Raw genomic sequence first — 19,488 nt, 5'->3', positions numbered from 1 at the left:
GATCTTGGCTCAAAAAAAGATTTGATAGGAAAGAAAAGAGGGATCCATCTGTGAAAAAGCGTGTCGCTTGGTTAGATGAAAAAGATACCATCACGATAGAAGTACCAAAAAGCGAATCGTTAGAAGCTTCCTTACCACATGTATATGTGGGAAATAGCCCTTGCATGATAAAATCGGTCGGTTTTTTAGATGAAAACACCGCTCAAATTACTTTAGAAGATCCTTTTTCATTAGAATGTGTAGCTTCTCTTTCTTGGGGGGGAGATGAATGGCAGATCTATCTTCGGAAAGTCGTTCGCAGTGCTTGGTTTGATCAAACCTATGATTGTACGGATGAAAAATTAGGCTGTAGCTATTTTGCAGATAGAAGTGAATTTGCTGTATGGGCACCAACAGCAAGAAAAGTAGAATTAGTTATCGAAACTGAAACTTTTCAAATGGAAAGAAAAGCGAACGGTGTCTGGTATATAGCAGTGGAAGGTGACTGGAAAAATATGCCGTACCACTTTGTCGTGGCGATAAACGGAGAGGTGCAAAAGGTTAATGATCCTTATGCTAAAAGTATGACGGCAAATAGCGAAAGAGGTGTGGTCATCGATCTTCCTGCTACAGATCCGGATAGCTTCCGTGCGGGTTCTTATCCAAAAGTCGAAAAGCAGGATGCTATCATTTACGAACTTCATATCAGGGATGCAACTATTTCTTTGGACAGTGGAGTGAGCCAGAAGGGAAAGTTTCTTGGATTAACCGAAGAGCATACGAAAAATACAGCAGGATATTCTACTGCTTTAAGCTATATAAAAGAACTGGGTTGTACGCATGTTCAACTGCTTCCACTCCAGGATTTTGCGAGAGTAGATGAGCTTAAACCTGAAGACAGCTATAACTGGGGATATGATCCGTTGTATTATCTAACACCGGAAGGCAGTTACGCTACAGATGCGAATAATCCTGAAGTCCGCATCCGAGAGTGCAAACAAATGATTGAGGCAATTCATAAAAACGGGATGTCGGTTATTTTAGATGTGGTGTATAACCATGTATTTGATCAGGCTAATTCCGCATTTGAAAAGTTAGTGCCAGGTTATTATTTCAGATATAGAGAAGATGGCAGTTTAAGTGATGGAAGCGGGACAGGAAATGATATGGCAACGGAGAGAAAAATGGTGAGAAAATTTATTCTCGACGCGATCGATTATTGGTTGGATGAGTATCATGTCGACGGTTTTCGGTTTGATTTAATGGGCTTAATCGATCTCGAAACGATGCAGCAAATCCAGCAGCGTTGTCTAAAAGCGGATCGACCTATTCTTCTTTTAGGGGAAGGATGGGAGCTAGATACAGAACTGGACGCAAAAGAGAGAGCAACAGCTGCTCAATCGATGAAACTCGAAGGAGTTAGCTTTTTTAATGATGTCTTTCGTGATCACATCAAAGGGAAAGTGTTCCTTTCAAGTGATGCAGGGTATATTAATGGATCTGGTAAGTTTTTGGAGCTTTTGCCACAATTGGTGACAGGCTCCTGTGACGAGAGATATGGTCATCCACTTTTTTCTACGCCACTGCAATCAGTCAATTTCGTGGAGTGTCATGATAACCATACATTATGGGACCGTCTCGTGTTATCGAACCATGAGTTAACGGAAGAGAGTCGTAAGAAGGTGCACCAGCTTGCAACAGGACTCACTATTTTGAGTCAAGGTATACCTTTTTTACATGCAGGTCAAGAATTTTTCCGGACAAAAAAAGATGATGGAAATAGTTATATTTCGGCTGACGAGGTAAATCAGTTGGATTGGACATCTCGGGGAAGGGAAGAGGAGAGCATACAGTGGGTGCGGATATTGCTCGGTATTCGCAAAAAATATCGCGTTTTCCGTCTCGATTCCAAAAAAGAAATTCAGAAGCGGGTGCATATCATTCCAGCACCACATCCAGTGTTCGGATACATGTTAATGGGAACCAGTTTGGATTTTGCAATCTTCATTAATCCTACCGCTTCTGTGATGAATATAACGATGCCTAACCAAGGCAGATGGGAAAAGCTAAGCAGCAATCATGCTTGTTCTTTATCTCCCATATCTTGTTTGTTAAGTGCAACAACAGAAATTGGAGCCTATGAATTCAGTGTTTGGAGAAGAAGTAGGGTGAAATTATAAGTAGTTCCGGTACCGTAGAGAAAATCTAAAATAACATACCAAAACACAATATGTATGGAACCATAATAAACAAACAAAAACGCTTGATTTTTTAATACTCAAGCGTTATTTTTATTTTTTTTTATCAATTAAAGCTACCCGTACGCAAGAGCAAACCTTTAATCAGATTTCCTAATAAAATGGAAAGTCAAACTGGATAAGACAAATGAAAGTATAATTATTATAGGTGAAACAAAAATAAGTCCTATTAAATTTGTTTTATAATTCAACGGAACAAATTCTTCCCAAACTTTTCCTGTAATTTTCCAAAACACTATAAAAATTAAAATTGTAAACACAACATAAATTATTTTTTCTATGAATTTCCTCATTTTACCTCCCCATCAAACTAACGCACATCTAAATTTTAAAGAATTTAACTAATGCCCTATAAACAGAAATTTTTCCTATTTCACTAAACTGCTCTCTTGCTTCAATAAGCCTTATCGTGTTAAAAGCCAAATCAGAAAAAGCATTACAGCAATCAGAGCCCAAATAATGGCTTGCCTGTATTTTTTCAAAAGCTTAACCTCCTGATTATTCAAAACCATTTAACTCTTGTGCTAACCAGCGGATGGTTTAGTTGAATAAGAATACAACTCCTTATTAAAGGAAAACGCCCGTTAGTTCAACAGTAAAATCTACTTTTTACTGTTTTCTTTCAATTGATCACGTATTTTTTTAAGTTCCTCGGTCTACTCAAGGATATTATTATTAATTTTCCTTCTTGCATCATATACTCCAAAAATACCAGCAAAAATTAAAATTAAAAACAGTATTTTCATTTCGTTTCCTTCTTTCTATTATTAAAAATTTTACTAACACTCTCGTTAGTAAATAGCATCCTTTTACTCTATTATCTCCCTATCAACTTCAAATATGGTTTCTTCGTTCATTTCTTCATTCCAAATAATATTTATGTCTATTTTGCTCGGCTTTTCTTTGACGGAATAAATGGTTTCCATTCCTAAACTTTTATCAGGTGTTAATTTATTGGTTGATATAGTCGTATTAAAAGATTCATTAGCATTAATTTGCATACTTGCATCTGCAATTGCTTGTTCACCTGTATAAATTGCTTCAAACATATAACCCAAGCCAAATTCACTGTTCTCAACTAATTTCATTGTTACTTTCCAATATTCTAATTCTTTTTCAGCTGAATTTAGTATTAACGCCTTTTCTTCTTGCAGTTCATTAGATGTATTTATATTATTTTGTATGCAGCCACTCAGAATAATAAATAGGAGGACAAGGCCGAATCTTCTTAAAGTCACCTACTTCTCAACTCCTCTAAACTTTTTTCATTTTTTAAACATAAGCACCCCTTTCCTTTAAGTGAATATCTTCACGGTGGTCTTTAAATATCATTTTCTTTGTTATTCTTAATAAACGGGCTAATAGCTGTTCCAATGGCTGTTCCAATAATAGCTGAGAAGGAATAGAAACCAATTGCCATTCCCTCCCAACGACCAATCCCAAATATACTGTATATAAAAGTTCCAACAAGTAATACAAAAAAAGTAGCAGAGACAAAATACAAAACTATTCGTTTTACAAACTTTGCTAATAAACAAATTATTGTAATAACAAAAATACAAACTAATATGATTGGTAACCAACCTTCTAAATAAAGTACATCCATGACAATCTCCTCCTAATTATTGAATTATCTTATTCTAGTAAAGCTAACCGTTTATTGAACAAGGAATATAACACAAATATTCTTAACTAATATTTCAAGGATGCCGCCCAGAACAATAAGTAGAATGGTGCAATAAAACAAATAGCTAAAAGGACAAGTGCAATTGAAAAAGGTAAAATCGACTCCCCATTTCAACCGAATTTCTTAGAAGTGCTTCATTAGCAAATATAAAGGCTATAGAGCCCAGGTATTGAATTAGTAAAGTCACTTTTTCAGCTTTAGAATATTGTATTTCTTTGTTTTCTTCTGTGAGATTGATATAATTCAACTTCTCTGGATTTTTGACTAATAACCCCATAAGATACCAAATTAAAACACTTACAGCGGGCATTATAAATAAAATAAATTTCGAACCCCAATTATCAGGCTTTCCACTACTAAAATGAATAGCTATTTGATTTGGAATATCTGACCAAAGATAAAGTAAATGGAAAGCATGATATAAGAAAATAGCAGTTGAGATTATTATAAGTGTTGATTTTAAAGATTTAGTTTTCATTTTAACCTCCACTTTTTTTATATCATAAAGAATACCTCCCAGAACAGAAGGTACTTTATACAAAAGAATCATCTCATTTTATTTTTTCTAACTAGTAGTGAAAAACACTCAACAAGTGTTCTGGCTGTGGAGTGATACTTAACTGCTTAATTATTTTGCTCATGCTAAGTGTTTTTTGTTGGGAAAGGGGGTCATGGATTTAACCATTTGAAAAAATAATCTATCCTTAAAATATAAGGTTTAAGTCTTTGGAGTTGATAGAATGAAAAGGCTTATTTAGAAGGTGGATTTCTCCGTTGCAAATGAGTTTTTCTTCTGGTTTTTATATCGCTGTGTTGAACTATTTGTTATTCTTTTCCACTAAATTCTAAAATATTTAAACCTTCGGATGCTTTTGGTTCTTCAAAGTATTTAGTAACATGAATAAATACCGCTTCCGTGTCAAAAGCTGCTCTTTCTGGCTGTTCGTTACGTCTTTGTGCAATTTGACGCAAGCATTGCTCATTATTTAGATTAAGGAAAATTAGTTGATGGCTTGCATTGACTTCTGAAGCGATATCCAAAAACCACTTTCGTAGTTTTTGAGTGTTAGCTGGAAAATCCATCACTACATCTGTACCGATACTTAATATATTTTGAACATGGTTTTTCACCAACGGCTTGAGCTGCGCTGAGAATTTTAGATAGTCCTCAAATGATGCGATCTGATTGGGGTAAAGATATGAAAGCCATTCATCCTCAGACAACAGTACCGCATGATTATCTAACGCCAATTGTTTTGATTTAATTGATTTTCCTGCGCCCATTTTTCCACAAAAAAAGTATAGTGTCCCCGATTGTTTCATATCTTTTAACCCCTGCGCTTATTTTAGTGGTTGTTGCCCTTATTTAATTTTAACATAAAAATACTCGAAACATTCGCTAATCTGCTCGTTAACAGTATAAATTCTAGAAAAAAAGCACTTCTCTTTCTTTAAGAATAACCTATTACCTTTTTTTATTTAGTCTTATCTTTTTTAAATAACCCTATTAAAATAATCACAAAACCAATTACTAAGATAAAGGACTCTTTATCTCGTTTTAATATTCCTTCGACTTTTGCTATATTCACAATATCTATCTTTTTGTTTAACTCAAACTCCGGTAAAAGTCATTTATTAAACTTTACCTTCAAATTTTATCAATTCCTCCACTAATTTTTACTTCTCATTATTATATTTTCAATTTAAATAATTACTTCTACATTTACTATATTGAAGATAAGCACACGTCACTTTAAGTACAATAATTCACAAAGGATTATGTTGCAAAAATTAAGTCTCCTAAATCATTAGGTTCCTCTTCTGTAATTTTCATTTCTATAACTGCTCCCGCTTTAATAGAAATGCACAAGTCATCAAGTTCTAGAACAAAGGAGGATAAAGTCATCTCATTGTTACTATTCTTAAAACCGTATCCACTTACCTTTTTTATTAAATTGGGTTCAACTGAAAAACTGGAACCCATAATGATATGTTTCTGATAGGGGGCATCTATTAGTTCGTATTTAATTGGTTCAGGAGTTTTCTGTTCTTTCAGTAACAGAATGTCATCACCTGTGTCGTCTTCAATCCAGTCCAATTTCCAATACTTTATGTCAGATGAATTGGTTTTTCTAATGTACAGTAAAGGTTGATACGAATGCAGTATAAGTTCCTTATTTACTCGGTATGTATCAAGCTGATTCGTAAAAATCCCTTCTAAAAGGGACCCTTTAACTGTCTTAAATCTTTCCCATACTTGTTTCAATTTAGCCTGCTCCTTTCTTTTATAATCCTCCCCGTTAACGCCACAACAGTAGCAATAGCTTATTCCACTAACTACCCTTTAGTTCAACAAAAAGTTTTAATTGTTAACCTTGTTAATAAACTTTTCTAATATTTTCGTATATATATCTGGTTGTTCAGAATGCACTAAGTGTGATGCGAAAGGAATGATAGAAACGTGGACATCATCTTTTATTGAAGGGTAAAATAATGCACCTTTAGTTTCAGTTTTATTACCCTCACCCACCATAAATAGAATAGGAGAAGTAATATCTTCCAAATCTTTTGTGATTTCAAATGGATACCAATTTTCATCTTTTGCAATCTCAAGGGATTCTTTCCAATTTGACTTATGTAAATTATTAAAAAAACCAACAATTTCATCATTCTTCATTAACTGCTCTTGACGTTCCATATCCTGCTTGTGTAGTTCTAACCAATTATTTGGTTTTTCGAACATAACACCGGAAATAGTCAGACTCTTAGTTTTCTTAGTGAATCTTTTTGCAAAAGACAAACCCACTAAAGCCCCTAATGAACATCCTACAATATGGGCAGAATCCACTTCTAAATTGTTAAGAGTATCTGCTATATCTTTTGCTGAATCTTCAAAGAAGTTGGTCAGGTCATCTGTTATTGACTCTCCATGTCCACGTAAATCAGGCAGAATAACTTTATATTTATCTTTAAAATAATCTCTCTGACTTTCAAAATCAGTTAAACCAGTTTGTAATCCAGTATGAAGAAATACAATTGGTTCTCCATCCCCCAAAACTTCAGTATGTAAAATCATTTAATCCCTCCTCTCTTGTTTTCTTTTGCAGAATATTCAATTCTCTTCTTTCATTAACTTGCGTCGTTAGTTTAATAAAAATGCTTACTGTTTCTTCAACAATTGCACCCTTTACTTTAAGTGTAATTGTTCACATTAATTAATTTTTCACAGTTTATTTATTTTCTAGTTCTTTTACTCTTTTTTCCAATTGTTCTATTTTTGAAAATGCAAACAATGCAATGCTTAAAGCTCCTGCCGCAACAGAAAACGCAAAAATTACCACAGTATCCATAACCATTTCACCTCGTATTCTTCCAATTGTGTTTTCCTTTTCTACATCCATATAAAATTCTCTTATGCCATCTATACGTCGATTGCCTTCTTTTAACAAGGCTGTTCCTATTCCCTTACGATAGTTTGAATAAAGATATATTGCTCTTAATTCTACTTCTCCATGGCTATATGGTGAGAAGTTAGCAAAACCTACAATATTATTGTGTGTTTCTGCAACAAATAGAAAAGATCCACACAGACGTTTTTTAATTATCTCATCGCTGTATGCTACGTTTAACATTTTTTTGTATCCCTTTTGGAATTATTCCTTCATACGTTTCATTCCAGCTTTTTTAGCTACATCTTGAACCTGCTCAGTATCTTCTTTTACCATTTCACGGATTTCAAAACTCATATATACCATGCCTCCAGCAAATACATTAATTTAGTATCGAATTATCTAATTAAACTTTTCTGTTGCGTTAGCTTGTTAGCTTAATAGTAATCCTCCACAAACTCTACAATAATTTTAACATAAAATTACAATTACCTATTTGGTCTTTTAAAAATCAAGATAGTAAATATCATACAAATTACATCGTAATTAGAAGTTGCTAACTGCTACTTTTATTATGTTATTGCGATTACAATTTTGCATGCCAATTCAAGTGAAAATAGCCAATAATTGCTGTTTTATAAGGTGAAAACAAAAGACCAAATCATATGCGATTTGGTCTGCTAATTAGTATGCTATTTCGTATCTTTCTTTACGGGAACGGAACAACTTAGTGTAATTCTCGTGCTTTTATTCTGTTTGCCGGAATTTATAAAATTTGTGCTTTTGGATAAAGTAAGCGCTAGTAACCTTGCCCACTTTAGTACCAAAAACTAGGTAACTTCTGAGGATGCGTCCTAAGATAAGTTAACAGTGGTTCGTTAGCTCTCCCTAGTTCCTATATCTCAGTTACTACGGTCCGGTTGTTACGTTTTTAACCGGCGGTCTGCGTTTATATTTTCCCCATGAATAATTTATTCACCAATCTGTTCCATCCATTTACGTAATTTTTCTTTAGGATAGTACTTATTATTGTTAACCGTAATATGCGGGATATCTGGGTATTTCTCAGTAAAAGCTTTAATATCTTCTTTTGCAATTCCTATATAATAATGAAGATACTTTTCCTTAATTAATTCAAATTCATCATCTTCGTCATCAAACTCATCTAGAATGCTGTCCGCTTCGGGATTTTTAAAATGCTTTAACCCTTCCCCAATAAAATAGCCTGCAGCTGCAAGCCCAATCGCGATCCAGAAAAAATCAAATTCCATTTTATCCCTCCTTGAAATTAGTTTACACTCTTTATACGAATCAAAGCTATAAAAGTTCTAAAAAAATTTTTTTAGTCGATTAGCTTATTTTAAAAGCGTGTTATAACTAATCAATTTTTGTGCAGTGTCAAAAGGGTTACCCTCCTTAGGATTTTTAATTAGGTATGAGGTTGAAGAATGAAATTTAATGGCAGATAATTGATAATAGACATAATAATGCTATAATTAAGACATAATAATGTGAAGAGGAGTTGAAATAATGCCAAAAATTCGTCCTATTAAGGATTTACGAAATACAACGGAAATTTCTGAACTTTGCCACCAAATAAAGGAACCTCTATTTATTACAAAGAACGGATATGGAGATATGGTTATCATGAGTATGGAGACATATGAGAATTCTTTAGCTAAGTTAGAGTTATATCAAAATTTAGCTCAAGCAGAAGCCCAATTAAATAACAAGGATGAGCTTTTAGATGGAGAAGAAGTCTTTAAGGATTTAAAGAAAAAATATGGCCATGAATAAATATACGATTAAAATCACGCCTATTGCTTATAAAGATTTAGAGGAAATATACCGTTATATCTTTAGTGATCTAAAAAATGAAGGTGCAGCGGATAACCTTTTGGAGAAGATAGAAAAAAGTATTATGAATCTAAAAGAATTTCCATTTTCCTGTAGCTTTGTAAAGGATGAAATTTTAAAAAATAAAGGTTATCGAAAGCTCATTATTGAAAATTATATTGCGTTTTATATAGTTGAAGAAGAAAAACATGTAGTAGTCATGCGTGTACTTTATGGAGGCCAAAAATATCAAGATCTTATTTAGTAGAAAATAAAAGGTAGCATGACTTGTTTCATTGCAAAGCTGTGCGAGGCTGTAAATTTAATCAAGCATCAGCGACAAGTTTACACTTAACGATATTAGCACGAATTTACGCTATTGCCTTATCGGGAGAAATTACTACTTTTCCACACGACCCATTTGTAGCCTGTGCCTTAATTATTAATTCATTCCTAAGTATCAATCATTCTATTTGTACTATTAAAGTTTAATTATACAAGCTGAAAATTAGCATAGGCTTGCTTTTTTATTGCGCATTCAAATTAGTTCAGTAGAGCTTAATCATACCCATCTAATCCATTATATTTTTATTTATCAGCTTATACTTTTGATAAAGTTAGGTAAGTCTTTAACATTTAAATTTTGTAATTCTCTCTCAAAATAACACCACAAAAAACCAAAATTTTCTTTTTTTTACATATATTTGTGATAATATGTAACTATCAAAAATGCTAATAGTTTTCTATTAAAACTCCTATTACTCTTCCTAGAATCTATCTGTCTCTTTTACCTATTCATTATTTTGACAATCTGCTCTCTAAGAATTAAAAATTTAGAATTAAAGGATGGTGCATAAGGTGAATAAAAAAAAGTGGATTGTATTTATCCTCATCTGTCTTTTCCTTATAGCAAGTATAATACTAATAAATTTTATCCAAGATCGAAATACCGCCCTCTCACAAAAAAGCACCTCTAATGAAGATCAAAAAGAGATTGAAAATATTAAAAATTATATAGATGAAAACGAAGAAGATACCTCTGCGCATCTAGAATTAGGAGTGAGGTATTTTCTAGAAGAACAATATGAAGATGCGATTATTGAATATCAAAAGGTAATTGAACGGGAGCCTGAAAACTCTTTGGCTTGGCACAGGTTAACGCTTGTAAATATCTTTCAAAACGACTTTAAAGAAGCTTATGAAAATCGAAAAAAAACAATAGAGCTTGATCCAAAAGCTGCATTTTATATTAGTATTGCTTCTTTAGAAGTTATATTAGATAAACCAACATTAGCACTAGAAAATGCAAAAAAAGCACTGGAGCTTGCGAAAAAAGCAAAAGAAGAAAATATTGAACATTATCAAGAATGGGTTGATCAAATAGAACAATTTAATGCAGAATACACTAAAGGTAATATATCCGAAAGTTATTTAGGTATGATTAAGAGTAATCTTTATTTTGATAAACCTATTTTTGTTGAGATGATTGAAATGGGCTTAGCAGCTGAAGATATTACTAAAGAACAAAAGCAAGAATTGATAGAGTTAAAGGAAAAGGTAAAATCCCATGATAATATAGTGATAAAATATGAAGATTTAAGTAGTGTCGAGCAATAATACACTTTTGTGCTGTATATAGACGTAAGCAGCGGAAATCATGTTTGGTATTTGTAATATGCGTTTGGTGTATATCTAAATATGTTAAAAATAATCTATACCTAAGTGTTAGTTGTGGATTTTTTTCTTTGGCTAGAGAAATCTTCATCTGATTTAAATTAAAAAGACTCTTTTGCTAATGCGGTTATTGGCAAAAGGGCCTTTGCTTATATGTTTCCATAATTACACGCTCTCATAATCCAGTAAATACTCAGGTCTCGAAAATTTACTAATACCCTTTAAATTGGTATGCTAAAGACACTTAACTAGAGGGGTGTTGCATAAAATGAAGGTGTTATTTATCGGTGGTACCGGCCTAATAAGCTCTGCTGCTTCGAAGCTAGCAGTTGAAAAAGGTCACGAGCTGTACCTTTTAAATAGAGGAAAAAGAAATGCATTTGTGCCAGAAGGCGCACACGTAATTCAAGGTGACATTCATAACAGACAGGAAATGAAAGCGCTTTTAGATGATGCGTATTTTGATGTTGTCGTTAACTGGATTAACTTTACACAAGAAGACGTTGAGCGAGATATCGCGTATTTCACTGGTAAAACCAATCAATATATCTTTATTAGTACTGTCGCTACCTATCAACGACCACCCGCTTATTATATCTTAGACGAATCCACGCCACAGCATAATCCAGGCTGGGACTATGCCACCAATAAAATTGCAGCAGAAGAGAGATTAAGGAAGGAATACCGCGAAAATGATTTTCCGGTAACGATTGTTCGCCCATCGCACACCTACGGGAAAACGGCAATTCCGTTTGCTGTAAATAGCCCAACACATCCGTGGACATTGATCGATCGCATGCAAAAGGGAAAGAAAATTATCGTTCCAGGTGACGGGACATCGCTTTGGAGCCTTACCCATAATACTGATTTCGCAAAAGGATTAGTTGGATTATTAGGGAATATCCAAACACTCGGACATGGCTTTCATATTACCTCAGACGAAGTGAAAACTTGGGACCAATACCTTAAAGTAATTGGCCAAGCAGTCGGAATTGAACCCAAAATCATTCATATGACGTCAGAGACCATTTCCAAATTTATACCCGAATTAGAAGGACCATTGTTTGGTGATCTAAGCAATAGCTATGTCGTCGATAACACAAAAATTAAGACATTTGTACCCGAGTACCAAGCAACCACAAACTTTGAGAACGGCATCAGACAATCAATTGCATACTTTGAAGCAAATCCAGAACTACAAAGAATTGACGTCGCTTTTAATAAGAAAATGGACAAAGCGATTGAAGTCTACGAAACCTTTTTAAAAAGTATTGATGGGGAAGGATAATCAACTAAGCACGACGCCCAGGTAAACGACCCAGGAAAAAGACGCGACAGCACGATACGAGAGAGAGGGGCAAAAGCATGGATATAAAGGTGTTCTTTCAGCGCAACTTAAATGTCGGGAAAAAATTAGTGCGACTCCACCATTCGAATGCCATCCTTTTTTTTCTGCTTAGTTTAACAGGACTTCTTTTATTGTCAGCAGCTTTTCGGTCTACTTTTCCCGCAACACGTGTGTGGATAAAGGATATTCATATTTGGATCGGCGTCATTAGTGTACTTCCGCTACTTTTTTATCTGCCGAAGCGGAAAAAGCACCAGCTGACGATTCGAAAGGCAAAATATAAACAGCTTAATTTAAAGCTTGTTATCTCTATTTTGCTTGTGCTAATGGTTTCAGGATTCCTATTAACTTTCCATAGACAATTTCCGCCAACTGTTAGTTCGTGGGCGCTCATTATTCATGACCTTGCCACATGGGTCGGACTTCCTTACGTGATTTACCATAGCCTAACGCGAACGCAAACATTTAAAAAACTAGAAAAACGCTTCCGTAAAAAGAGCTTGGTCGAAAAACCAATGGAGATAGAAGACGGTAATCCTGTCTACAAGCGCCGGTCTTTTTTACGCATTCTTCTTGGAGGATTTATTGTCCTAGTTTCGTCACATTATTTTATTAAATGGGTCGCGCCCTATCTTAATTTACCAACCAATACAGCATCTAATCCGGGTGCCAATCAATTTTCGCCGCTTCCCGAACCAAATGCGGATTCACTTCCACCAATCGGTGGGGGAAAGGAAGGTCAATTCAGGTACTATACGGTAACAGAAATGCCTATCCTTACGAATGAAAATTGGAATTTTACCATTGACGGGCTTGTCGATAGCCCTGCTCAATATAATTGGGATCAATTCTTAAATCTGCAACGAAAAGTACAGGTGAGTGATTTTCATTGTGTAACCGGTTGGAGTGTCTATAAAGGAACATGGGAAGGCATTCCGTTGAAGCAATTTTTAGATAATGCAGGAATAAAAAATAATGCGAAATATGTGAAATTCTATTCTGCTGATGGCGTTTATACGGATACGCTAACGATTGATCAAGCAATGATGGAGGATGTGATGGTAGCAACCTTATTAGACGGAGAATTACTCACCCAAGAAAATGGTGGGCCAGTCAGACTTCTAGTACCTCAAATGTATGCTTATAAATCGGTGAAGTGGTTAAACCGAATCGAATTGATTGAAGAAGAACATATCGGCTACTGGGAAGAACGTGGCTATGATACCGATGCATGGGTTGAAAATGTATAATGAGTTTTACATTCTAAAAATGGTTAGTTGATATATAGGAAAATCCGAACTGAACACCTGAATCAGTTCGGATTTTTTTATGAGAAATAGGTACAATCATCGCTCCATCAAAATACTTCGCTTTCCTGCGAGGTCTGTATGCACTTTAGTTACAGGCGGTCGCTTTCCACGGGGCACGGCCTCAGCTTACTTGGAAAAGAAGAACACTTTCCCAAGTGGATCTTCGGACACGTGCTGATCCCGCTGGAGTCGACGTCTTTCACTTCCGTTTTCTCTTAGTTTACAAGCTGTTCTAAAATCATTCTTTATATTTTAACAACACTAAATCTCTTATTCTGCGTTATAGCAGGGATTCTGCACCGTCGAAATACAGCTCTGTCCCACTGATATGACTCGCTGCATCAGAGGCGAGGAAGCTTACTAACTCTGCCACTTGCTCTGGTTTGGCCGTTTCATCTAGTGGTTTATCTCCTTCAGGATATTCTACAGGGATATCAATTTTTTCAAGCTCAGGTGTTTTCTTGGTATTTTTACCGATGTTCGTTTCAATCGCACCAGGGCAGATGATGTTGACCCTGATTTTATATTTAGCTAGTTCAAGTGCTGCCATTTTACCGAATGCCATTTGGCCGGCTTTTGAAGTACTATAAGCGGACATCCCAAAATTTGAAAATGTACGATTTCCATTAACAGAACTCGTAATAATCACACTACCGCCATTTTCCTTCATATGAGGAATCGAATATTTAAGCGTATGGAAGGTTCCTTTTAGATTCGTATTAATCGTTTGATCCCAGTCCTCTGGTTTAAAGTCTTCAATTGGTGCAAGGACACCATTGATGCCGCCATTTGCAAAAACAATATCTAGCCTGCCCCATTCGTTGATGACTTCATTGATGCCAGCTTCTACTCTATCGTGTTTAGAAAGGTCGACATCGACTACCATTGCTTCTCCGCCAAAATCTTCAATTTCCTGCTTTACCTTATCGGCATTTTCTTCTTTAATATCAATCAAACCAACTTTTGCTCCTTGCTTTGCTAGCATAATAGCAGAAGCACGGCCAATCCCTGAGCTACCTCCTGTAACAATCGCAACCCTACCTGCAAACTTTTGCTTCTCATCCATTGTGTTTTCCTCCTAAAGGTTTTATCCAGCTGTCTTCTGTTTATAATGGTTATCTTTTGTTATTTTTACGTAGTTAAAACATGGATAAACTTCCCGATTTTTAAAAAAGTAAACGCTGTCCTTCACACAAGAAAAAGCCAATTGATCTTATGAAGAAATTAATCGGCTTTAAAGAAAGGTAAAGGATTTTATTTAACCGTTGAGTGTATGCATGGAGTTTTTCAAACAGATGTATATGCTTTTGAAATTAATTTTCGTTTTTTAGCTAGTGATAAAGGGTAAAGGAAACTAATAAACCATAGAGCAAGAATAACAAAAAATGAATGGAGGTTATCAAAATGAAAGACACATTTAAAAAAGGAATCACCTTAGGTCTGGGACTGGCAGCCACTAGTAAAGAGCATGCAGAAAAAGTAATCGACGAATTGATGAAAAAAGGTGAACTTTCTCAAGGAGAGTCAGATGATTTATTCAGTGAAATTAGGAAAAAAGGAGAAGAAAGTCAAAGCCAAATGGATCAAAAAATTCAGCTTAAATTAAAGAAAATGCTAGAGGATTTGGACGTTGCCACAAAAGAAGATTTACGAGCAATAGAGCAGCGCCTGGATTACTTGGAAAAACAACATAAGGATGACCTTTAATATTAGCAGGAATAAGGGAAGGGGGGATTATTATTTTTAGAGCGAGAATGCGCCATATGCAACGCTATCGAGAGATTGCTGTTGCCTTTTCACGCAATGGATTTGGTTATGTAGTCAAGGAGTTAGGCCTTGATCAACTCTTTCCTTTACCAAAAAGAGCACTTATAAATAAAGAACAACAAAAGCATCGGAAAACAGTTGGAGAGCGAATTCGTCTCATTTTAGAGGAGCTTGGCCCGACATTTATAAAAATGGGGCAAATGGCAAGCATGCGTCCAGATATTATCCCAAAGGACGTGATTAAAGAGTTAGAATTACTCCAGGATCAGCTCTCGCCTTTTTCCTATCCAGATGTTGAAGCAATGATCGAACAGGAATTAGGAGCGCCGGTTCACGAACTTTTCCAATCCTTCGATAAAGAACCCTTAGGAGTGGCTTCGATTGGGCAGGTTCATAAAGCTGTGCTTCATTCCGGGGAAGAAGTAGCGGTAAAGGTACAGCGACCAAATGTTGATAAACAAATTCGAACTGATTTAGAAATTTTACATGAATTAGCAGAACGAGCGGAGCATCGATTATATCGGTTAAGAAAATATCAGTTAAAAAATATAGTAGAGGAATTTTCTAAGGCTATTCTTGATGAATTAGACTTTGTCACTGAGGGCAGAAATGCAGATATTATGAGCAAACAATTCAGAGAGAATAAGCATATCGCTATCCCGAAAATTTTTTGGGATTATAGCTCTAAAAAAGTGTTAACGATGGAACATATCGAGGGTGTGAAATTAAATGCGCTTGAGGAGTTAGATGAAAGAGGGTATGATCGTGAATTAATCGCAGAACGTTTCTCAGATGCAATCCTTTTTCAAATTTTCAAGGATGGATTTTTCCATGCAGATCCACATATGGGAAACATGCTTGCTTTACCGGGTGAAAAAATTGCATTATTAGATTTTGGGATGGTAGGAAGATTGTCCCCTGAAATGCAAACACATTTTGCCTCGTTAATTATCGCTATGGTCAGACAGAAGCCGGATGCAATTATTAAAGCGATCAGTAAAATGGGTGTCGTACCGGAAGAGGTTAATCAACATGAACTAAGAGGTGATATTGAACAGTTCATGATTAAATATTATGATGTATCACTTAGCGAAGTGAGCTTGGGAGAGTCGGTTACCGATTTATTCTCTATTGCACACGAGCACAAGATTTCCATTCCGACCGATTTAACCTTAGTCGGAAAAGCGCTTATAACAATGGAAAGTGTAATCGAACCACTGCACCCTGATTTAAGTGTGATGGAAGTGGCCGAGCCATTCGGGCGGGCACTGATCAAGGAACGATATAATCCTAAAAATATAGCAGAAAATATTTATGATCAGCTCGATGATTATGGTGACGTGCTCCATGATATGCCAAAAATTGTTCAGGAACTATCTGCTATCGTAAAAAAACGTAAAGTGCCAGTAGAAATATCCATTCCAGCAGCAGATTCTTTTTTTGCAAAATTAGACCGTGTTAGCAATCGTCTATCTTTTAGTATCGTATTATTAGCATTTAGTTTGATTATGGTTGGTCTAATTATAGGCTCAGCACTCGGCAGACAAACCTCTATGCTATGGAATATTCCAGCGATTGAAATTGGCTTTGTTATTGCAATCTTAATGTTCGCTTGGATGATGTTTTCTATTTTTAGATCTGGACGATTTTGACCCAAACGCAAGAAAGCAAATCGATTTATTTCGATTTGCTTTTTTACTGGAAAGAAGAGGAGTTACCTGCCGTTTGAATAATTTGCATAGAATTAGAAGTAGGGAAATTTGATATTACATACATGTAGGAAGGCTTCACGCACACATTGGGACGTTTTACGCACACTTTTAGGAATTTCACGCACACATTAGAAGTGTTTACGTACACTTCGATAAGTTTCACGTACACTTCAACAAATGTCACGAACAAATCTGAAAGTTTCACACTCAAGTACAAGGTTTACAAATGCATTTAAAATAGACAATTCCAATTTCTGAAAAAAGTGTTTGTATAATGAATTAGCGGGTAATTAACTACTATGTTAAATTTTTCAATATTAACAAGGGAGGAAAACACTACATGAGTGATGAACACAACGTTAATGGCGGAAGCAGCAAGAAGGAACAATTGGAGAAGTTTACATCAGACGATCGCGGCAAGAAAATGACGACGAACCAAGGACTAAAAGTGTCAGAGGATGAGTTTTCATTAAAAGCAGGTGAGCGCGGACCGACCTTAATGGAAGACTTTCATTTTCGTGAAAAAATGACGCATTTTGACCATGAGAGAATTCCGGAGCGGATTGTTCATGCTCGAGGCTTTGCTGCCCACGGTGAATTTCAAGTATATGAATCGATGAAAGAATATACGAAAGCAGGATTTTTGCAAGATCCATCGAAAAAAACACCTGTATTTGTCCGTTTTTCAACGGTAGCCGGAAATCGTGGGTCAGGTGAATTAGCTCGAGATGCTCGTGGATTTTCCACTAAATTTTATACAGAAGAAGGAAACTATGACCTAGTAGGTAATAACATACCGGTATTTTTCATTCAGGATGCTATTAAGTTTCCTGACTTAGTACATGCATTAAAACCTGAACCACATAACGAAATGCCACAAGCTGCATCAGCGCATGACACCTTCTGGGATTTCATTGCGAATAACCAGGAGTCGGCGCACATGGTAATGTGGGCAATGTCAGATAGAGCAATACCGCGAAGCTTTCGAATGATGGAAGGCTTTGGAGTGCATACATTTAGATTTGTAAATGAAGAAGGGAAGTCGCACTTTATTAAGTTCCACTGGAAGCCGGTTTTAGGTACACACTCTGTTGTATGGGATGAGGCGCAAAAAATTAATGGGAAGGACCCAGACTTTCATCGGAGAGATCTTTGGGATTCGATTGAAAATGGTGATTATCCAGAATATGAACTTGGCGTACAAATAATAGCAGAAGAAGATGAGTTCGCATTTGATTTTGATATTTTAGACCCCACTAAACTATGGCCGGAAGAGGATGTGCCTGTAAAAATTATTGGTAAAATGACGCTAAATCGAAATGTTGATAATGTGTTTGCAGAAACCGAGCAAGTAGCATTTCATCCAGGTCATGTTGTACCTGGAATTAATTTTTCCAATGATCCATTACTGCAAGGGCGGTTGTTCTCTTATACCGACACGCAGCTGATCCGTTTAGGCGGACCGAATTTTCATGAGCTGCCGATAAATCGCCCGGTTTGCCCTTTCCACAATAATCAGCGTGATGGATATGGTAGACAAACGATTAATCGAGGACAAGTAAGCTATCACAAAAATTCTCTTGCGGAAAATACACCGGAAACATCCACGGAAAAAGAAGGTGGCTATACGCACTATCACGAAAAAATTGATGCGCATAAGGTGCGAGCAAGAAGTGAAAGCTTTAAAGATCATTTCTCACAAGCTACTTTATTTTGGAATAGTATGAGTGATGCAGAGAAGGAGCATTTAATAAATGCTTTTAGTTTTGAGTTGGGAAAAGTAGAAAGTGCATCAGTTCAAAACCAAGTAGTGGAAATGTTTGCGAATGTCAGTCATGAATTAGCAACAGGCTTTGCTGAAGCGATTGGTATTACACCACCTGCAGAGCAGGAAAATAAAGTGACTAAAGCTTCACCAGCACTTAGTCAAGAGAATACGACTAAAACTCCAGTAACACGAAAAGTTGCTGTACTCCTTGGTAAGGATTTTCAGGACAAAGAGGTTAATACGGTATTAGAAACGTTAAAAGAAGCGGGTGTCCAGCCTGAAATCTTAAGTGATAAGCTAGGTAAAGTGAAAGGAGTAGAAGGCACAGAACTAGAAGTCGATCACACTTTCTTAACTGCAGATTCTGTTTTATTTGATGCGGTGTATGCAGTTGGAGGAAGTGAGGAAGATAAAGCCTTTTATAAAAAGTCTGCATTATTTGTCCACGAAGCATTTTCTCACTTCAAGCCAATAGGTGCAACAGAAGAAGGGATAAAGCTTCTTCAGGTAGATGAAATGAAAAACAGCAAGGGTGTTGTATATGGTGGAGAGGCTAAGAAATTTGCCCGAGAATTCATTGAAGCCATTGCTGCTCATAGACACTGGGATCGTAATGTCGTATAAATGATTAAAGGGGAGATCTATCTCCTCTTTTTTTTTTAATGATGATTATAATCATATAATATGAAGGATCAATAAAAAACGCAAAAAGCATAGACTCTAGTAAAAACTAAGTCTATGCTTTCTTCCTTTTCACTTC

At 35.8% G+C, this 19,488-nt stretch carries 18 protein-coding genes; 9 read left to right on the top strand and 9 right to left on the bottom strand.

The genetic code is table 11. The features are described 5' to 3' along the window. Nucleotides 1-50: 50 nt before the first annotated feature. Nucleotides 51-2,159: a type I pullulanase gene (gene pulA, locus DFR57_RS03225; protein WP_114351710.1), complete on the top strand. Its 2,109-nt coding sequence runs from the start codon at nt 51-53 to the stop codon at nt 2,157-2,159. 887 nt (nt 2,160-3,046) lie between these two features. Here pulA and DFR57_RS03215 read toward each other — a convergent pair. From DFR57_RS03215 to DFR57_RS03180, 8 genes are all read right to left on the bottom strand, one after another. Continuing rightward, entirely contained in the window at nt 3,047-3,475 is a 429-nt protein-coding gene (locus DFR57_RS03215; RefSeq protein WP_114351708.1) for a hypothetical protein, read from the bottom strand. 83 nt (nt 3,476-3,558) lie between these two features. Beyond that, on the bottom strand, nt 3,559-3,843 hold the full coding sequence (locus tag DFR57_RS03210; protein ID WP_114351707.1) for a YesK family protein: 285 nt from the start codon (nt 3,841-3,843) through the stop codon (nt 3,559-3,561). A gap of 145 nt (nt 3,844-3,988) precedes the next feature. Further along, a complete protein-coding gene (locus tag DFR57_RS03205; RefSeq protein WP_170132892.1) occupies nt 3,989-4,402 on the bottom strand; it encodes a DUF1648 domain-containing protein in 414 nt (137 codons plus the stop codon). 347 nt (nt 4,403-4,749) lie between these two features. After that, nucleotides 4,750-5,247, bottom strand: a complete 498-nt coding sequence (locus DFR57_RS03200; RefSeq protein ID WP_114351705.1) for a P-loop nucleotide/nucleoside kinase family protein — start codon at nt 5,245-5,247, stop codon at nt 4,750-4,752. Between the two features lie 454 nt (nt 5,248-5,701). Next, entirely contained in the window at nt 5,702-6,190 is a 489-nt protein-coding gene (locus DFR57_RS03195; RefSeq protein ID WP_114351704.1) for a hypothetical protein, read from the bottom strand. Between the two features lie 96 nt (nt 6,191-6,286). After that, a complete protein-coding gene (locus DFR57_RS03190; RefSeq protein WP_114351703.1) occupies nt 6,287-7,000 on the bottom strand; it encodes an alpha/beta fold hydrolase in 714 nt (237 codons plus the stop codon). 154 nt (nt 7,001-7,154) lie between these two features. Further along, nucleotides 7,155-7,556: a GNAT family N-acetyltransferase gene (locus DFR57_RS03185; protein ID WP_245937371.1), complete on the bottom strand. Its 402-nt coding sequence runs from the start codon at nt 7,554-7,556 to the stop codon at nt 7,155-7,157. Nucleotides 7,557-8,284: 728 nt separating this feature from the next. After that, nucleotides 8,285-8,584, bottom strand: a complete 300-nt coding sequence (locus tag DFR57_RS03180; protein WP_114351702.1) for a DNA-binding protein — start codon at nt 8,582-8,584, stop codon at nt 8,285-8,287. Nucleotides 8,585-8,843: 259 nt separating this feature from the next. Between DFR57_RS03180 and DFR57_RS03175 the strand changes: the two genes are divergently transcribed. From DFR57_RS03175 to DFR57_RS03155, 5 genes are all read left to right on the top strand, one after another. Beyond that, nucleotides 8,844-9,110 (top strand): type II toxin-antitoxin system Phd/YefM family antitoxin, encoded by a 267-nt coding sequence (locus DFR57_RS03175; RefSeq protein WP_114351701.1) that lies wholly within the window; start codon nt 8,844-8,846, stop codon nt 9,108-9,110. Next, a complete protein-coding gene (locus DFR57_RS03170; RefSeq protein ID WP_114351700.1) occupies nt 9,097-9,414 on the top strand; it encodes a type II toxin-antitoxin system RelE/ParE family toxin in 318 nt (105 codons plus the stop codon). The genes DFR57_RS03175 and DFR57_RS03170 overlap by 14 nt, the downstream gene beginning before the upstream one ends. 593 nt (nt 9,415-10,007) lie before the next feature. Then, nucleotides 10,008-10,766 carry a tetratricopeptide repeat protein gene (locus DFR57_RS03165; RefSeq protein ID WP_114351699.1) on the top strand — a complete coding sequence of 253 codons (759 nt, stop codon included), beginning with the start codon at nt 10,008-10,010 and terminating at the stop codon, nt 10,764-10,766. A 325-nt stretch (nt 10,767-11,091) separates the two neighbouring features. After that, nucleotides 11,092-12,111: an NAD-dependent epimerase/dehydratase family protein gene (locus tag DFR57_RS03160; RefSeq protein ID WP_114351698.1), complete on the top strand. Its 1,020-nt coding sequence runs from the start codon at nt 11,092-11,094 to the stop codon at nt 12,109-12,111. A 77-nt stretch (nt 12,112-12,188) separates the two neighbouring features. Further along, nucleotides 12,189-13,421, top strand: a complete 1,233-nt coding sequence (locus DFR57_RS03155; RefSeq protein ID WP_114351697.1) for a molybdopterin-dependent oxidoreductase — start codon at nt 12,189-12,191, stop codon at nt 13,419-13,421. A gap of 340 nt (nt 13,422-13,761) precedes the next feature. Here DFR57_RS03155 and DFR57_RS03150 read toward each other — a convergent pair whose 3' ends face one another. Next, the gene (locus tag DFR57_RS03150; protein WP_114351696.1) at nt 13,762-14,547 is read right to left on the bottom strand and encodes an SDR family oxidoreductase; all 786 of its coding nucleotides are present in this window, start codon (nt 14,545-14,547) and stop codon (nt 13,762-13,764) included. Between the two features lie 338 nt (nt 14,548-14,885). Here DFR57_RS03150 and DFR57_RS03145 point away from each other — a divergent pair, with 338 nt between their 5' ends. From DFR57_RS03145 to DFR57_RS03135, 3 genes are all read left to right on the top strand, one after another. After that, nucleotides 14,886-15,188 (top strand): phasin family protein, encoded by a 303-nt coding sequence (locus DFR57_RS03145; protein ID WP_114351695.1) that lies wholly within the window; start codon nt 14,886-14,888, stop codon nt 15,186-15,188. Nucleotides 15,189-15,244: 56 nt separating this feature from the next. Then, entirely contained in the window at nt 15,245-16,900 is a 1,656-nt protein-coding gene (locus tag DFR57_RS03140; RefSeq protein ID WP_114351694.1) for an ABC1 kinase family protein, read from the top strand. Nucleotides 16,901-17,300: 400 nt separating this feature from the next. Continuing rightward, nucleotides 17,301-19,352 carry a catalase gene (locus DFR57_RS03135; RefSeq protein ID WP_114351693.1) on the top strand — a complete coding sequence of 684 codons (2,052 nt, stop codon included), beginning with the start codon at nt 17,301-17,303 and terminating at the stop codon, nt 19,350-19,352. Nucleotides 19,353-19,488: the final 136 nt, after the last annotated feature.

The sequence above is a fragment of the Saliterribacillus persicus genome (genome assembly GCF_003337485.1).
In the GTDB taxonomy this organism is placed as follows: Bacteria; Bacillota; Bacilli; order Bacillales; family Amphibacillaceae; genus Saliterribacillus; species Saliterribacillus persicus.
The sequence above is the reverse complement of the archived record's forward strand: the minus strand, read 5'-3'. Positions and strand labels throughout refer to the sequence as shown.

Bases quoted from the DNA above. Each gene is read 5' to 3' on its own strand.
- DFR57_RS03150 (WP_114351696.1), bottom strand. From the start codon at position 14,547: ATGGATGAGAAGCAAAAGTTTGCAGGTAGGGTTGCGATTGTTACAGGA.
- DFR57_RS03185 (WP_245937371.1), bottom strand. From the start codon at position 7,556: ATGTTAAACGTAGCATACAGCGATGAGATAATTAAAAAACGTCTGTGT.
- DFR57_RS03170 (WP_114351700.1), top strand. From the start codon at position 9,097: ATGGCCATGAATAAATATACGATTAAAATCACGCCTATTGCTTATAAA.
- DFR57_RS03190 (WP_114351703.1), bottom strand. From the start codon at position 7,000: ATGATTTTACATACTGAAGTTTTGGGGGATGGAGAACCAATTGTATTT.
- DFR57_RS03205 (WP_170132892.1), bottom strand. From the start codon at position 4,402: ATGAAAACTAAATCTTTAAAATCAACACTTATAATAATCTCAACTGCT.
- DFR57_RS03140 (WP_114351694.1), top strand. From the start codon at position 15,245: ATGCAACGCTATCGAGAGATTGCTGTTGCCTTTTCACGCAATGGATTT.
- DFR57_RS03200 (WP_114351705.1), bottom strand. From the start codon at position 5,247: ATGAAACAATCGGGGACACTATACTTTTTTTGTGGAAAAATGGGCGCA.
- DFR57_RS03180 (WP_114351702.1), bottom strand. From the start codon at position 8,584: ATGGAATTTGATTTTTTCTGGATCGCGATTGGGCTTGCAGCTGCAGGC.
- DFR57_RS03175 (WP_114351701.1), top strand. From the start codon at position 8,844: ATGCCAAAAATTCGTCCTATTAAGGATTTACGAAATACAACGGAAATT.
- DFR57_RS03210 (WP_114351707.1), bottom strand. From the start codon at position 3,843: ATGGATGTACTTTATTTAGAAGGTTGGTTACCAATCATATTAGTTTGT.
- DFR57_RS03155 (WP_114351697.1), top strand. From the start codon at position 12,189: ATGGATATAAAGGTGTTCTTTCAGCGCAACTTAAATGTCGGGAAAAAA.
- DFR57_RS03135 (WP_114351693.1), top strand. From the start codon at position 17,301: ATGAGTGATGAACACAACGTTAATGGCGGAAGCAGCAAGAAGGAACAA.
- DFR57_RS03160 (WP_114351698.1), top strand. From the start codon at position 11,092: ATGAAGGTGTTATTTATCGGTGGTACCGGCCTAATAAGCTCTGCTGCT.
- DFR57_RS03145 (WP_114351695.1), top strand. From the start codon at position 14,886: ATGAAAGACACATTTAAAAAAGGAATCACCTTAGGTCTGGGACTGGCA.